Below are 15,936 nucleotides of genomic sequence, written 5' to 3'. Positions count from 1 at the left end.
AAAGGCTGGGGGTTTTTGCTTTGGCGCGGCGAAAATGCCGGGGCCGGTGCAAGCTCGCATGTTCTCGTTGTTTTCATGCCGCATCGCGGGTCACCGAGCATTCCGGGACTGCCTGCCTTCTGCTATGGTCGACACCCAAGTGCCCACATGCGGCACGAAGGCGGTTGCAACGCGTGTTTGCAGCAAGTAGTGAGCAATAGCCGGACCCTTGCCAACAGAGCAGGTCCGGATTCGGGTTTCGAGGGGTTACATGACGGCCAAGGTGTTTCGGCTGGTTTTGACTGGCGCCGCCGGCGCGCTGCTGCTGGCAGGATGCGCATCCACTCCTCCTGTTTCCGCTGTTCCTCCGGGTGACGCGGCCAATATGGCCGGCACTTCCACGATCGATTGCCAGGCGTTCGCCAGGCGCATGACCGCGTACGCGGCAGCGCAGACGGACCTGGCGGTGCCTGCAGTGTCGGCGCCCGATCCGCTGGCTGCCGCCAACACCAGTGCGGCGGAAGCCGAGGCGGGTGACGACGGCGAAGTCGCCGAAGCCGCGCCGCCGCTAACCCTGGCCACGCTGCCGTTGTTCTCGGTCTCACCACATCGCGACCAGTTGCCGGTCGGCTGGCAGCCGTGGACCATCAACCGCAACAAGACGCCCACCCGTTACTCGATGGCAGAAGTCGACCAGCGCGTGGTCGTCCATGCGAAGGCCGAGAGTTCGGCCTCCGGCCTGTATGTCCCGCTGCGCGATCGCGATGCCGGCATGCTGCGCTGGACCTGGAAGACCAGTGGCATTATCCGCAACGCCGACAACAGCCACGGCCCGCGCGAGGATTCGCCGTTGCGCCTGTTTGTCGCCTTCGACGGCGACAAGGGTGCACTGCCCTTGAAAGACCAGCTGATGTACGAGATGGCGCGGCTGACCACCGGCCGCGAAATGCCCTACGCTACGCTGATGTACATCTGGGGCGGAAGGCGCGCGGAAGGCTCTTTGGTGAAGAATCCGCACACCGACCGAGTGCGCATGATCGTGGTGGATAGCGGCACGAAGCACGCCAATGAGTGGCGTTGCCATGAGCGCGACCTGCGCGCCGACTACCGCAAGGCCTTCGGGACCGACCCCGGACCGGTCATCGCCGTGGGCATCATGACCGATACCGACAACACCAAGAGCAAGGCCGAGTCCTGGTACGGCGACATCGCGCTGGACTGAAGTGCGCCGGCGGCACCCTCAGCCGCCGATGGGCTCAGCCAGCGCGAGCACCGCGAACGATGCCAGCCAGTGCGTGGACACATACTCGCCCTCGACCGCCTGCGGCAGCGACGCTTCGAGATGGTCCGACCAGGCCCGGATGGCCAGCGGCCGCAGCGGGTCGGGCAGGGCGGGCTCCAGCATGCGCCAGCACCAGGCGCGCGACAGGTTGAGTCCGTCCAGGTGCGAGGTCTTGGGATCGCTGCGATTGGTCACTTCGACCGGCGTCAGCCAGTTGGCCAGTTCCGCTTGCCCCGGCACGAACAACTCCCACCATTCCGAAAACGCGCAGCCGTCCATCACGGCGTGCATCAGCACGGCTTCGGTCAGCCCGCCGGACAGGAATTCATCGCCGCCGGGCTCATACCGCGCGGGGTATTTCTGATCATGTCCGAACCAGCGGTGGGCCCGCCGCACGATGGCGCGCCGCAAGGTGAGGTCCTGGTGCGTGCGTGCATAGGCCATGGCCATCACCAGGGCGAAGGCGCTGTTGTAATGGGTGCCGGTGCGTACCGGGAAAACCGCTGCATCCAGGAAATCCGCCAGTTGCCGTGACAGGTGTGATGCCAGCGGCGCGCACGCCTCGGCCCAGGTGGCTGCCTGGGCGTCCTGCCGCGCCAGCGCCAGCAACTCCGCCTGCAGTTTCAGCATCCAGCCCCAGCCATAGGGGCGCTCGAAGGTGCGTGAATGGGGCCGCTGGAAGTAGGCCAGTTCGACCGCGATGTGCTCTGGGCGCAGCTGGGCATCCAGCGCTGCGCGGATGCGCGGCGCCTCCTCCAGATCCGGCGACAGCGCCAGCAGCCGCACCAGCAACCAGTGCATGTGCACGCTGGAGTGCCAGTCGTAGCTGCCACAAAAGACCGGATGCCAGGCCGCCGGTTCGGCCAGGTCACCGGCGCTGGCCATCATGTGGTCCAGCTTGTACGGATAGCGGCGCAGGATATTGTCCAGCGCCACGCGCGCGAAGCTGCGCGCTGTCTCGCGATCCAGCGCCAGGCGGCCCATCGCGGATGCTCCCCAGTTTTTTATCGTCGTGCTGTGCTCAGGTACGTAAAGTCACGCAGGCGCCAGCCACTTTTCCACCAGCCGCACGAAGAACGTCGAGCCGACCGGCAGCAGTTCGTCGTTGAAATCGTAGCTCGGGTTGTGCAGCATGCAGGGCCCGATGCCATGGCCGGCGTCGCGATGTCCGCCGTCGCCGTTGCCCAGGAACAGGTAGCAGCCCGGCTTGTGCTGCAGCATGAACGAGAAATCCTCAGCGCCCATGGTGGGCTCGACATTGCTGTCGACGTTGTCCGCACCGACCAGTTCGGCGGCGACCGCGGCCGCAAAGTCGGTCTCGGCCTCGCTGTTGATGGTCGGCGGATAGTTGCGGTGGAATTCGTATTCGATGGTGCAGTCGAATGCCGCCGCCACCGCGCGCGCCACCTCTTCCATGCGCCGTTCGATCAGGTCCAGCACCGGCACCGTGAACGTGCGCACCGTGCCGCCGATCCAGGCCTGGTCCGGCACGATATTGGTGGCATCGCCCGCGTGGAACTGCGTGACCGAGATCACCGCGGTATCGATCGGGCGCTTGTTGCGCGTGATGATGCCCTGCAGCGCCGACACGATCTGCGCCGCGGTGAAGACCGGGTCGTTGCCGTTGTTGGGCATGGCCGCATGCGCACCCTTGCCGCGCACCACGATGCGGAACTCGTTGCTCGATGCCATCAGCGGGCCCGCGCGCGTGCCGAACGCGCCGACCGGCATGCCCGGCCAGTTGTGCACGCCGAACACCGCGTCGCACGGAAAGCGCTCGAACAGCCCGTCCTTGATCATTTCACGGGCGCCGCCACCGCCTTCCTCGGCCGGCTGGAAGATCAGGTGCACGGTGCCGTCGAAGGGCTTGTGCTGCGCCAGGTAGCGCGCCGCGCCGAGCAGCATGGCAGTGTGGCCGTCGTGGCCGCAGGCGTGCATCTTGCCAGTGTGCTGCGAGCGGTGATCAAAGGTGTTCGCTTCCTGCAGCGGCAGCGCGTCCATGTCGGCGCGCAGGCCGATGGCGCGCGGGCTGTTGCCGTTGCGGATCACGCCCACCAGGCCAGTGGTGCCCAGGCCGCGATGAACTTCAATGCCCCACGATTCCAGGTTCTGCGCGACCACGTCGGCGGTGCGCTGTTCTTCGAAGCAGAGTTCCGGGTGGGCGTGGATGTCGCGCCGGATCGCGCGGATTTCGGCTTGTGCCTGCAGGATTTCGGGGATGAGCTTCATAATGCCTGGCTGCCCTGGACGTTAGGGGCGTTAGCGTTGGATACCCCGATCATACGATGCCTCTCGGCAAAGCGCCAAAACGCGGCGATTTCCTGCGCGCTTGCCCGGTTGGCGCAGTGCAATATGCCAGCGCGGGTGGGTTTCCCCGCATTGCCGCGACATACGCACTGCTGGAACAGTTCATGCTTGAAGTGCCCGGCCGGCAATTTCGTCGCTTTGTGATGCGCAACTGCACCCCAAACCGCACCAAAACGCAGCGCCGCCGCGTGACCCGCGGCGCATTGCCGATCCTAAAACGTCTGCTTCACTTCCTACAGGGAGAATTGCGCGATGTCCCTTCGCACTTTCAAGAAGGCAATTGGTGTGGTGGCGGTAGCCGGGGCCCTTGGCCTGGCGCTCGCCGGCACCGCCCAGGCCGCGGACCTCAAACTGGCCATGAGTTCGCCGCCAACCTCGATGGATCCGCATTTCTACAACCTGTTCTCCAACATCAACGTCTCCGAGCATATCTTTGACTCGCTGACCAAGATGGACCCGGACAGCCGCATCATCCCGGGCCTGGCCGAGTCGTGGAAGCTGGTCAACAACCTCACCTGGGAATTCAAGATCCGCAAGGGCGTGAAGTTCCACGACGGCTCCGAGCTGACCGCCGAAGACGTGATCTGGTCGCTGGACCGCCCGGCCACCATCCAGAACAGCCCGGGCAAGTTCGATGTCTACACCAAGGCGATCGTCAACAAGAAGATCATCGACAAGCACACCATCCAGCTGACCACCAATCAGCCCTATCCGCTGATGCTGAACGACCTCACGTCGATCTTCGTCGTGCAGAAGAAGGCGACGCAGGGGCTGAGCTCGGATGACTTCGCGCAGGGCAAGGGCATGGTCGGCACCGGGCCGTTCAAGTTCGTCAGCTACGCCCGCGACGACCGGGTCGAGCTGGTGCGCAACAACGACTACTGGGGCGCCAAGCCGGCCTGGGACAAGGTCACGCTGCGCTTCATCCCCAATCCGGCGACGCGCCTGGCGGCGCTGCTGTCGGGCGACGTGCAGGCCATCGAGAACGTGCCCACGCCTGACCTGCCCAAGGTGCGCCAGGATCCCAAGCTGTCGTTCTTCTCCAAGATCTCGCACCGCGTGATCTACCTGTATTTCGATGCCAAGCGCGACAAGTCGCCCTACGTCACTACCAAGGAAGGCGCACCGCTGGACAAGAATCCGCTGAAGGATGCGCGCGTGCGCAGTGCCATCAGCATGGCGATCAACCGGCAGGGCATCAAGGACCGCCTGATGGAAGGCCTGTCCGAGCCGACCAATAACCTGGTGCCGCCGACGCTGTTCGGCTACAACCCCAACCTGAAGACGGTCAAGTACGACCCCGAGGCCGCCAAGAAGCTGCTGGCCGACGCCGGCTTCCCGAACGGCTTCGGCGTGACGCTGCACACGCCCAACAACCGCTACGTCAACGACGAGAAGATCGCGCAGACCATTGCGCAGAACCTGACCCGCATCGGCATCGCCACCAAGGTCGAAGGCATGCCGATGGCGACGTACTCGTCCAAGGGCATCAAGCACGAGTGGTCGTTCGGGCTGCTGGGCTGGGGCGCGCAGACCGGTGAGGTCAGCTCGCCGCTGCGCGCGCTGCTGGCATGCGAGGACAGCAAGAAGGGCTTCGGCACCACCAACTGGGGCGAGTACTGCAACCCCAAGATGGACGTGGTGCTGGAGAAGGCGCTGTCCACCGTGGATGACAACGAGCGCTCCAAGCTGCTGCAGGAGGCCACCGCAATCGCGATCAACGATGGCGGTATCGTCCCGATCCACCAGCAGGTGACCACCTGGGCCACGCAAAAGGGCATCGTCTACGTGCCGCGTACCGACGAGCGCACCTACGCGCATAACTTCAAGCCCCAGTAAGCTCCGGTCAGCCCAGACAGGAGCCTCGGCCCGCGGATTGTCCGCTGGCCGAGTTTGCGGTGCCGCGCATGGCTGCCGCGCCACACCCGGGAAGCGCCACGGCGCGGCCCGGGCGTGGCGTGCATTCGCGCGCGAAAGGATAGTGGTTCGATTATGCTGGTCTTTATCATCCGGCGCCTGATGCAGAGCGTGGTCGTGCTCTTCGTCATGTCGCTGCTGGTTTTCCTCGGCGTCTTTGCCATCGGCAATCCCGTCGACATCCTGATCAACCCGCAGGCCGACCAGGAGGACATCAAGCGCACCATCGCGGCGCTGGGCCTGGACAAGCCGCTGTGGGAACAGTACTGGGTGTTCCTGCAGAACGCGCTGCAAGGCAACCTGGGCACCTCGTTCGCGCACGGCACGCCGGCGCTCAAGCTGATCTTCGAGCGCATGCCCGCCACCATGGAGCTGGCCATCTGCGCGATCCTGCTGGCGATCGTGCTGGGCATCCCGCTGGGCCTGTGGGCCGGGCTGCGGCCCAAGAGCATCGCCGGCAAGTCGATCATGGCGGTGTCGATCCTGGGCTTCTCGCTGCCCACCTTCTGGGTCGGGCTGATGCTGATCATGGTGTTCGCGGTGCAGCTTGGCTGGCTGCCCTCCAACGGGCGCGGCGAGACCGTGCGCGTGCTCGGCATCCCGCTCAGCTTCCTGACCGCCGACGGCATCCGCCACCTGATCCTGCCGGCGGTGACGCTGTCGCTGTTGAATATCGCCATGGTGATCCGGCTCACGCGCGCCGGCACGCAGGAGGCGATGATGCAGGACTACGTCAAGTTCGCGCGCGCCAAGGGCCTGTCGAACACCCGCATCGTCGGCGTGCATGTGCTGAAGAACATCCTGATCCCGATCGTCACGGTGATCGCGCTGCAGTTCGGCTCGATCATCGCCTTTGCGATCGTGACCGAGACCATCTTCGCCTGGCCCGGCATGGGCAAGCTCATCATCGACTCGATCCAGTTGCTGGACCGGCCGGTGATCGTCGCCTACCTGATGGTGATCGTGACGCTGTTTATCCTGATCAACCTGGTGGTGGACATCATCTACAGCATGCTCGATCCGCGCGTGCGCATTGCCGACAACAAGGGCTGAGCCATGAGTGCCGTATCTGTAGAACAAGAGGACAAGACGCCGCCGCCCGCCGCGGCGCGCGAACAATCGCCGTGGCGGCGCTTTGCCGCGGAGTTCTTCTCCAGCAAGATTGCCGTGGCCGGACTGGCCACGCTGGTCGTCATCATCCTGATCGCCATCTTCGCGCCGTGGCTGGCGCCGCAGAACCCCTATGACCTGGCCACGCTGGACGTGCTCGACGCGCGCCTGGCGCCGGGCGAGCAGGCCGGCACCGGCATGACCTTCCTGCTGGGTTCGGACGAGCAGGGCCGCGACATCCTGTCGGCGGTGATGTACGGCCTGCGCATCAGCATCGGCGTGGGCGTGGTCAGCACCGTGATCGCGCTGCTGCTGGGCGCCACGCTCGGCCTGCTGGCCGGCTTCCTGGGCGGGCGCACCGAGGCCTTCATCATGCGCGTGGCCGACCTGCAGCTGTCGTTCCCGCCGATCCTGCTGGCGCTGATCCTGCTGGCCTTCCTGCGCCCGGGCCTGGGCAATATCGTGATCGCGCTGGTGGCGGTGCAGTGGGCCTACTACGCCCGCACCACGCGCAGCGCCGCGCTGGTGGAGCGGCGCAAGGAATATATCGAGGCCGCCACCTGCCTGGGCCTGCCGCCGATGCGCATCATGTTCCGCCACCTGCTGCCCAACTGCCTGCCGCCGCTGATCGTGATCGCGGCGCTGCAGGTGGCCTCGGCGATCACGCTGGAAGCGACGCTGTCCTTCCTCGGGCTGGGCGTGCCGGTCACGGAGCCCTCGCTGGGCTCGCTGATCTCCAACGGCCAGCAGTACATGCTGTCGGGCAAGTACTGGATCAGCTTCTTCCCGGGCATCGCGCTGGTGGTCACCATCGTGGCGATGAACCTGGTGGCCGACCAGCTGCGCGATGTGCTCAACCCGCGCCTGCAGACGCAATAACAGGAGCGGAACATGGCACAACCGACATTGGTGGTTGAACACCTGAAGACGCAATTCCACACGCGCGGCGGCATCGCCAAGGCCGTCGACGACGTGTCCTTTACCGTGGGACGCGGCGAGATCATGGGCCTGGTGGGCGAGTCCGGCTCGGGCAAGTCCATGACGGGCTATTCGATCATGGGCCTGATCGACCCGCCCGGGAAGATCGTCGACGGCCGTATCGCGCTGACCAGCCGCGACGGCATCACCCGCGACCTGCGCGCGCTCACGCCGGCGCAGCAGCGCGACGTGCGCGGCAACCGCATCGCGATGATCTTCCAGGACCCGATGATGACGCTGAACCCGGTCCTGCGCATCGACACGCAAATGATCGAGGCGGTGCTGGCCCATGAGAAGGTGGGCAAGGCGGTGGCGCGCGAACGCGCGCGCAATGCGCTCGCGCGGGTCGGCATCCCGTCGCCGGACGAGCGCCTGCAGGCCTATCCGCACCAGTTCTCGGGCGGCATGCGCCAGCGCGTGGCGATCGCGATCGCGCTGCTGAACAAGCCCGACCTGATCATTGCCGACGAACCGACCACCGCGCTGGACGTCACTATCCAGGGCCAGATCCTGTACGAGATGCAGACCCTGTGCCGCGAATCGGGCACGGCGCTGATCTGGATCACGCACGACCTGTCGGTGGTGGCGGGGCTGGCCGATACCGTGTGCGTGATGTACGCCGGCAAGATCGTCGAGGCCGGCGACGTGCGCCAGGTGCTGGAGCACCCCGAGCACCCCTACACCCACGGGCTGATCAGCTCGGCGCCGTCGCGCAATCCGCGCGGCACGCCGCTGCGGCAGATTCCGGGAATGACGCCGTCGCTGCTGAACCTGCCGGGCGGCTGTGCGTTCCGCGAACGCTGTCCCTACGCCACCGCTGCCTGCAAGACCGAGCCGCCGCTGGAGACCGCCGCCGACGGCCGCCGCCTGCGCTGCTTCCATCCGGTGCTGGCCAACCAGGAGGCAGCATGAGCGCAACTGAACTGCAATCCCGACCGATGACGAATCCTGCAGCGGAAGAGGGGGGCACGCCGAGCGCGCCGATCCTGGAGCTGCGCGGCGTGTCCAAGCGCTTCGTCAAGTCGCTCGACGCCGCCGCGCGCATCGCCAACCTGTTCGGCGCCCATGCGCATGACGAGGTGGTGCACGCGGTCGACCGCGTCGACCTGAGCATCCGCGCCGGCGAGGTGGTCGGCCTGGTGGGCGAGTCCGGCTGCGGCAAGTCCACGCTGGGCCGCATGGCTGTAGGCCTGCACTCGCTGACCGAGGGCGAGCGCTTCTGGCGCGGCACCAACCTCGACCACCTGCCGCCCGACAAGCGCCGCGAGAAGCAGCTGGCAATCCAGATGATCTTCCAGGACCCGTATGCCTCGCTCAATCCGCGGCTGCGCGTGCTGGATATCGTGGGCGAGGCGCCGGTGGTGCACGGCATGGTCGAGCGCGGCGCGCAGAAGGGCTATGTGGAAGACATGCTGGTGCGCGTGGGCATGGACCCGACCGTGCTGCGGCGCTTTCCGCACCAGTTCTCCGGCGGGCAGCGCGCGCGCATCGGCATTGCCCGGGCGCTGGCGGTGAAGCCCGAGTTCCTGGTGTGCGACGAGTCGGTGGCGGCGCTGGACGTGTCGATCCAGGCCCAGGTGCTGAACCTGTTCATGCGCCTGCGTGAAGACCTGAACCTGACCTACCTGTTCATCAGCCACGACCTGGGCGTGGTCAAGCACATCAGCGACCGCGTGGTGATCATGTACCTGGGGCGGGTGGTGGAATCCGCGCCGACCGAAGACGTGTTTGCCGCGCCCAACCATCCCTATACCCAGGCCCTGCTGGCCGAGGCGCCCAAGCTGGAGGTGGCCCGCAAGACCTATGTGGCGATCCGCGGCGAGATCCCGTCGCCGCTGAACCCGCCGCCGGGCTGCCATTTCCACCCGCGTTGCCCGCATGCGATGCCGCGTTGCCGGGAAGAGCAGCCGCTGCTGAAGGAGATTGCGCCAATGCGGTTCTCGGCGTGTCACCTGAACGACATGGAGTAGGGCCTGGTTTTCTCCTCCCTCGCGCAGGGAGGAGAAAACCCGGAATCTCAGCGGATCACCTGGCCCTTCGAATTGATGATCGTCATCTCCACGAATTTCGAACCCACGTGGTTCTCCGGCGTGAAGTTGACAATAAACCCGCCGAGGTCATAGCTGCGCATTGACTCCAGCGCGGTCACCAGCTTCTCGCGCGTCAGGTCCTTGCCGGCGCGGCGCAGTCCCTCGGTGAACGCCTTGGCGGCGATAAAGCCTTCGATGCTGGCGTAGTCGAATTCACTGGGCTTGCCGGCGGCCTGCAGCAGGCGCAGGTACTCCCGCACGATCGGCAGCGTGGCGTTGCCCGGGTGCGGCATCACCTGCGAGATGATCACGCCGCTGCCCTGCGCGCCGACCTCGTTGGCCAGCGCCTGTGTGCCGACGAAGGAGACGTTGTAGAACTGGCCGTTGTAGCCGCGGCGCAGCGCTTCCTTCACGAAGGCGCCGGCGGTGCGGTAGGCGCTGATCATCACCACGGCGTCGGGCCTGGTCTTCATCGAGCCCTGGATGGCGTCGCCGATTTCCGTGGTGTTGCGGACCACGGGTTCGCGCGCGACGATCTGCACGCCGCTGTCGGGCGCGGCCTTGAGCGCGCGCTCCAGACCTTCCAGCCCGGCCTTGCCGTAGGCGTCCTCGTTGTAGACCACGGCCACGCGCTTGAGCCCGGTGGTCTGGATCTGGCGCAGGATGGCCGCGGTTTCCTCGTTGTAGCCGGCGCGCACATGGAAGACGTAGCGGCTGCGCGGCTCGCGCAGCGACTGCGCTCCGGTGTACGGGCCGAAGAACGGCACCCTGGCCTGGATTGCCAGCGGCAGCGCGGCCTGGCTGGTGGGCGTGCCGACATAGCCGAAGAGGGCGAAGACGCGGTCTTCCTCGATCAGCTTCTTTGTGTTCCTGGCGGCAGGCTCGGGCTCGTAGTAGTCGTCCAGCGCCTCCAGCCGGATCTTGCGGCCGTGGATGCCACCCTGCTGGTTGATATGGTCGAAGTACAGCCGCGCGCCCGAGTGCATCTGCTTGCCGAGCACGGCGGTCGGGCCGGTCAGCGCGGCGGACTGGCCCAGCAGGATGGTGTCGGCGGTGATGCCGTTTTCGGATGTGGCGGCAGTGCCCGCCGTGTTGGCTGCGAAGGCAGCGCAGGATGCGCCACCCGTGCCGATGGCGCACGCCACCAGCAGGCCGGCAAGCCGGCCATTGACCCCGGATCGGAACGACATAAACCCCCCGCGAAATGTGGTTCGGTTACCCGTTTGCCGCGTCGGCCGGTCTCTCGCCGGCGAATTGCTCACGTCGTGCGGCATGGTGCGCGTACCGGTCTGTGCCGGCAGCGCGCCGGCACATCATAATCGAATACAATCGGATCGAGATACTCCCCGCCATCACCCCGCACGGCCGGGAAAGCGCCGCCCGCCGGCGCGGCTCGGGCGCCGCTACCAGCGCGCCTGCGCCGGCATCTCCAGTTCCGTACGACCGAACGAAAAAACAACACACCCCGCCCGGAGACCCCATGGCTTCCCGCATCGTCCGCGCCGCCTGCCCGCATGACTGCCCCGACACTTGTGCCTTGCTCGTCACCGTCGAGGACGGCCGTGCCGTCAAGGTAGCGGGCGATCCCGACCATCCCGGCACGCAGGGCGTGCTGTGTACGAAGGTGTCGCGCTATACCGAACGCACCTACCACCCGGACCGGCTGCTGACGCCGATGAAGCGCATCGGCAGGAAGGGCGAAGGCAAGTTCGCGCCGATCTCCTGGGACGAGGCGCTGGACACCATCGCCACCCGCCTGCAGGCGATCGCGGCGCGCGATCCGCAGGCCATCGTGCCGTACAGCTACGCCGGCACCATGGGGCTGGTGCAGGGCGAGAGCATGGCCGCGCGTTTCTTCAACAAGCTGGGCGCGTCGCGGCTGGACCGCACCATCTGCGCCAGCGCCGGCGCCACCGCGCTGCGCTACACCTACGGCGCCAGCGTGGGCATGGACATGGAGTACGTGGTCGATGCCAGGCTGGTGATCATCTGGGGCGGCAACCCGATTGCCTCCAACCTGCATTTCTGGACCCGCGCGCAGGAAGCCAAGCGGCGCGGCGCCACGCTGGTCGCGATCGACCCGTACCGCTCGCTGAGCGCCGAGAAGTGCCACCGCCATATCGCGCCGATGCCCGGCACCGACGGCGCGCTGGCGCTGGCGCTGATCCATGTGCTGATCCGCGACGACCTGCTCGACCACGACTACATCGAACGCCACACCGTCGGCTTCGAGGCGCTGCGCGAGCGCGCGCGGGCTTACACGCCGGCACGCGCGGCCGAGATCTGCGGCATCCCGGCCGAGGACATCGAATGGCTGGCCGGCCTCTACGGCCAGCTGGCGGTGCGCGAGCGCCAGCCGGTGGCAATCCGGCTGAACTACGGCATGCAGCGCGTGCACGGCGGCGGCCAGGCGGTGCGCGCGGTGGCGTGCCTGCCGTCGCTGGTGGGCGCCTGGCGCCAGCCCGCGGGCGGGCTGCAGTTGTCGACGTCGGGCTTCTTCCCGATCAACGAAGCCGCCCTGCAGCGCCCCGACCTGCTGCCTGGCTGGCCGCAGCAGCTCCCGCGCATCGTCAACATGAGCACCATCGGCGACGCGCTGCTGGCCGAGCCGGCGCCCGGCGTGCCGCGCATCGAGGCCGTGGTGGTCTACAACAGCAACCCGGTCGCGGTGGCGCCGGAATCCGGCAAGGTCGCCGCGGGCTTCGCGCGCGAGGACCTGTTCACCGTGGTGCTGGAGCACTTCCGCACCGACACCGCCGACTATGCCGACATCCTGCTGCCGGCGACCACGCAGCTTGAGCACACCGACGTGCACAAGGCCTACGGCCACACCTATTTCCTGGCCAACAACGCCGCCATCGCGCCGATGGGCGAGGCCCTGCCCAATACCGAGATCTTCCGCCGGCTGGCGCAGCGCCTGGGCTTCACCGAGGCGTGCTTTGCCGACAGCGACGAGGCCATCGCCGCGCAGGCCATCATTCCGGGCGATGCGCGCGCGGCCGGCATCAGCTGGGAATCATTGAAGGAGCAGGGCTGGCAGAAGCTGGCGCTGCCGGCGGCGCCGTTCGCCGAGGGCGGCTTCCCGACCGCATCGGGCAAGTGCCAGTTCTATTCGGAGCCGATGGCGCGCGACGGCTTCGACCCGCTGCCTGACTACGTGCCGCAGTACGAGGCGCCGCTGACCGCGCCCGAGCTGGCGGCGCGCTATCCGCTGGCGATGATCTCGCCGCCGGCGCGCAACTTCCTCAACAGCTCCTTCGTCAATGTCGACAGCCTGCGCGCCACCGAGGGCGAGCCGCACCTGGACATCCACCCGGCCGACGCCGCCGAGCGCGGCATCGTGCACGGCGCCACGGTGCGCGTCTTCAACGACCGCGGCAGCATGGTGGCGCGCGCCCGCGTCACCGACCGCGCCCGGCGCGGGCTGGTGGTGGGCCTGTCGATCTGGTGGAAGAAGCTGGCTTCGGACGGCAAGAACGCCAACGAGCTGACCAGCCAGCGCCTGACCGACCTGGGCCGCGCGCCGGTGTTCTATGACTGCCTGGTGCAGGTCGAGGCCTGCACGGAAGGGGCAGTCCTGCCGGCATGACGCAGCAGCCTGGCCGCCGGCGCTGGGCGGCATTCCTGGCGGCGACCGGCCTCACCGCGGTGGTCCTGGTGACGGCCGGGTGCGAGGCCGTCGGCTNNNCTACTACGCGCAGTCGATCGGCGGCCACCTGGGCGTGATGGCCCAGGCACAGCCCCTGACCGACGCCATCGCCAGCGCGCGCGACGCCAACGATGCGCGCCTGGCGCAGCGGCTGGCGCTGGCCGGCCGCATGCGCGACTTCGCCTCGCGCGAACTGAAGCTGCCCGAGAACGGCAGCTACCGCCGCTACGCCAACCTGCACCGGCCCTATGTGGTGTGGAGCGTGTTCGCCACGCCCGAGCTGTCGATGGACCTGCGCAAGTGGTGCTTCCCCATCGTCGGCTGCATCAGCTACCGCGGCTACTATGCCCAGTCCGATGCCGAGCAGTACGCGCAGGGATTGCGCCGCGACGGGCTCGAGACCTACGTGGCCGGCATCCCCGCCTATTCGACGCTGGGCTATTTCGACGACCCGCTGCTCAATACCTTCGTCTACCTGCCCGAGGGCGAGCTGGCGCGGCTGATCTTCCACGAGCTGGCGCACCAGGTGGTGTACGTGCGCAACGACACCGCCTTCAACGAATCCTTCGCCACCGCGGTGGAAGCCGCGGGCGTGGAGCGCTGGCTGGCCGAGGATGCATCGGAGGACGCGCGCGCCAGCTATCGGCAGTACGATGCCCGGCGCCAGCAGTTCCGCGCGCTGTTGCTGGGCACGCGCGACCGGCTGGTGGCGCTGTACCAGACTCCGCTCGATGACGGCGCCAAGCGCGAGGGCAAGGCCAAAATCTTCGCCGACCTGCGCACCGAGTACGCGCGGCTGCGCACGGAGTGGGGCGGCTTCAGCGGCTATGACCGCTGGTTCGACCAGCCGCTGACCAACGCCCACCTGGCCGCGGTGGCCACCTACCAGCAGTGGGTGCCGGCCTTCACCGCGTTGCTGGCGCAGTGCAACGGCGACTGGCAGCGGTTCTATGACGAGGCCGCCCGTATCGGCGCGCTGCCCGCCGCCGAGCGCGAGGCCGCGCTGCAGCGGCTGGCGCCGCCGGCCACGCGCACCGGCACGCTGACCGCGGGCGGCAAGACGGCGGCCAACTAGGCCACTCAGATTGCTGACGGAGCACACAATCGGTTGTCCGCCCTCTGCGCTGCCGTGCGCACTGCTTACCACGTATCGATGAAACGTCTCGGCGAACCGGTCTGGCGGCCGAGGCTCCCCGGCGGCACCGAGGCCAGCCCGCGCACCAGCCAGCGCCGCGTGTCGGCAGGGTCGATCACCGCGTCGATCTCCAGGTGGCTGGCCATGTTGAGCGCGCGGCCGCGCTGGTAGGCGCCGTCGACCATGCGCGCGAACAACGCCTCGCGCTCGTCGGGGTCGGCCACGGCCTCCAGCTCCTTGCGGAAGCCCAGCCGGATCGAGCCCTCGATGCCCATCGCGCCGAACTCGCCGCTGGGCCAGGCCGCGGTGAAGAAGGGCGCGGCGAAGCTGCCGCCGGCCATGGCCTGCGCGCCCAGCCCGTAGCCCTTGCGCAGCACCACCGTGAAGAACGGCACGCGCAGCGCGCCAGCGGTGACAAAGAGGCGCGACACGTGCCGCACCGTGGCGGTCTTCTCGGCCTGCGGCCCGACCATGAAGCCCGGGGTGTCGCACAGCGACACGATCGGCAGGCCGTGCGCGTCGCACAGCTGCATGAAGCGCGCGGCCTTGTCGGCAGCGGCGCTGTCGATGGCGCCGCCGAGGTGGCGCGGGTTGTTGGCGATGCAGCCGAAGGCGCGGCCTTCGATGCGGATCAGTGCGGTGATGATGCCGGTGCCGAACGCCGCGCGCAGCTCCAGCACCGAGCCGCTGTCCGCCATGGCGGCGATCACCGCGCGCATGTCGTAGCTGCGCAGTCGGTTCTCGGGGATGGCGTGGCGCAGGTGGCGCGGGTCTTCCGCCCGCCAGTCATGCACGTCGCCCTGGAAGTAGGACAGGTAGCGCTGCGCGGCATCCACTGCGGCCGCTTCGTCATCGACCAGCACGTCGATCACGCCGTTGGGCCCTTGCACGCTGACCGGGCCCACTTCCTCCGGCGCGAACACGCCCAGCCCGCCGCCTTCGATCATGGCCGGTCCGCCCATGCCGATGGTGGCGCTGCGCGTGGCGATGATGACGTCGGCACAGCCCAGCAGCGCGGCGTTGCCCGCAAAGCAGCGGCCCGACACGATGCCCACCAGCGGCACCTGGCCCGACAGCCGCGCGAACTGGATGAACGAGGTGCAGTCCAGCCCGGCCACCACCGGCATGTCAGTGTCGCCGGGGCGGCCGCCGCCGCCCTCGGCAAACAGCACCACCGGCACCTGCCACTGGCGCGCCAGTGCCAGCATCCGGTCCAGCTTCTTGTGGCCGTAGAAGCCCTGCGTGCCGGCCAGCACGGTGTAGTCGTAGGCCAGCACCATGCAGCGCGTATCGGCATCGGGAAAGCGCTCCGCGTTGACGGTGCCGATGCCGGTGACGATGCCGTCGGCGGGCGTGGCGCTGACCAGGTCCTCGACGCTGCGGCGCTGCCGTTGCGCGGCGATGGCGAGCGCGCCGTACTCGATGAAGGAGCCGTCGTCGCACAGCTGGGCGATGTTCTCGCGCGCCGTGCGGCCGCCCTGGGCGTGGCGCCTGGCGACGGCCTGGGCGCGTGCGGCGTCGTGGCCGAGGGCGTGGCGCTCCAGCGTTT

At 67.7% G+C, this 15,936-nt stretch carries 12 protein-coding genes; 8 read left to right on the top strand and 4 right to left on the bottom strand.

Features of this window, described 5'->3' with window-relative positions; translation table 11 throughout:
* Positions 1 to 250 precede the first annotated feature (250 nt).
* Positions 251 to 1,201, top strand: a complete 951-nt coding sequence (locus CF68_RS09650) for a DUF3047 domain-containing protein (RefSeq protein WP_035817881.1) — start codon at positions 251 to 253, stop codon at positions 1,199 to 1,201.
* Between the two features lie 18 nt (positions 1,202 to 1,219).
* Here CF68_RS09650 and CF68_RS09645 read toward each other — a convergent pair whose 3' ends face one another.
* Positions 1,220 to 2,245 (bottom strand): DUF2891 domain-containing protein, encoded by a 1,026-nt coding sequence (locus CF68_RS09645; RefSeq protein WP_035817878.1) that lies wholly within the window; start codon positions 2,243 to 2,245, stop codon positions 1,220 to 1,222.
* A gap of 51 nt (positions 2,246 to 2,296) precedes the next feature.
* Positions 2,297 to 3,490 (bottom strand): M20 aminoacylase family protein, encoded by a 1,194-nt coding sequence (locus CF68_RS09640; protein ID WP_035817875.1) that lies wholly within the window; start codon positions 3,488 to 3,490, stop codon positions 2,297 to 2,299.
* A 330-nt stretch (positions 3,491 to 3,820) separates the two neighbouring features.
* On the opposite strand from CF68_RS09640, the gene CF68_RS09635 reads away from it, so the two are divergent.
* The 5 genes from CF68_RS09635 to CF68_RS09615 all read left to right on the top strand — a co-directional run bounded on the left by CF68_RS09635 (position 3,821) and on the right by CF68_RS09615 (position 9,543).
* Complete coding sequence (locus CF68_RS09635) at positions 3,821 to 5,407, top strand: ABC transporter substrate-binding protein (protein WP_035817873.1); 1,587 nt, start codon at positions 3,821 to 3,823, stop codon at positions 5,405 to 5,407.
* Between the two features lie 153 nt (positions 5,408 to 5,560).
* Complete coding sequence (locus CF68_RS09630; protein ID WP_035817870.1) at positions 5,561 to 6,538, top strand: ABC transporter permease; 978 nt, start codon at positions 5,561 to 5,563, stop codon at positions 6,536 to 6,538.
* A 3-nt stretch (positions 6,539 to 6,541) separates the two neighbouring features.
* A complete protein-coding gene (locus CF68_RS09625) occupies positions 6,542 to 7,474 on the top strand; it encodes an ABC transporter permease (protein WP_035817867.1) in 933 nt (310 codons plus the stop codon).
* Positions 7,475 to 7,486: 12 nt separating this feature from the next.
* Positions 7,487 to 8,485 carry an ABC transporter ATP-binding protein gene (locus CF68_RS09620; RefSeq protein ID WP_010814791.1) on the top strand — a complete coding sequence of 333 codons (999 nt, stop codon included), beginning with the start codon at positions 7,487 to 7,489 and terminating at the stop codon, positions 8,483 to 8,485.
* Positions 8,482 to 9,543: an ABC transporter ATP-binding protein gene (locus CF68_RS09615; RefSeq protein ID WP_035817864.1), complete on the top strand. Its 1,062-nt coding sequence runs from the start codon at positions 8,482 to 8,484 to the stop codon at positions 9,541 to 9,543. Before CF68_RS09620 ends, CF68_RS09615 begins: the two co-directional genes overlap by 4 nt.
* Positions 9,544 to 9,590: 47 nt before the next feature.
* Here CF68_RS09615 and CF68_RS09610 read toward each other — a convergent pair whose 3' ends face one another.
* On the bottom strand, positions 9,591 to 10,793 hold the full coding sequence (locus CF68_RS09610; RefSeq protein ID WP_035817862.1) for an ABC transporter substrate-binding protein: 1,203 nt from the start codon (positions 10,791 to 10,793) through the stop codon (positions 9,591 to 9,593).
* Between the two features lie 290 nt (positions 10,794 to 11,083).
* Here CF68_RS09610 and CF68_RS09605 point away from each other — a divergent pair, with 290 nt between their 5' ends.
* Positions 11,084 to 13,192 carry a molybdopterin-dependent oxidoreductase gene (locus tag CF68_RS09605; RefSeq protein ID WP_035817860.1) on the top strand — a complete coding sequence of 703 codons (2,109 nt, stop codon included), beginning with the start codon at positions 11,084 to 11,086 and terminating at the stop codon, positions 13,190 to 13,192.
* A gap of 99 nt (positions 13,193 to 13,291) precedes the next feature.
* Positions 13,292 to 14,327, top strand: a 1,036-nt coding sequence (locus CF68_RS09600; RefSeq protein WP_235205715.1) for an aminopeptidase, incomplete at its 5' end; no start/stop codon positions are given.
* 65 nt (positions 14,328 to 14,392) lie between these two features.
* Here CF68_RS09600 and CF68_RS35710 read toward each other — a convergent pair.
* Positions 14,393 to 15,936 (bottom strand): acyl-CoA carboxylase subunit beta (locus tag CF68_RS35710; RefSeq protein WP_304413110.1); only part of this gene is annotated, 1,544 nt, incomplete at its 5' end.

The sequence above is a fragment of the Cupriavidus sp. SK-4 genome (genome assembly GCF_000611125.1).
Classification (GTDB): domain Bacteria; phylum Pseudomonadota; class Gammaproteobacteria; order Burkholderiales; family Burkholderiaceae; genus Cupriavidus; species Cupriavidus necator.
The sequence above is the reverse complement of the archived record's forward strand: the minus strand, read 5'-3'. Positions and strand labels throughout refer to the sequence as shown.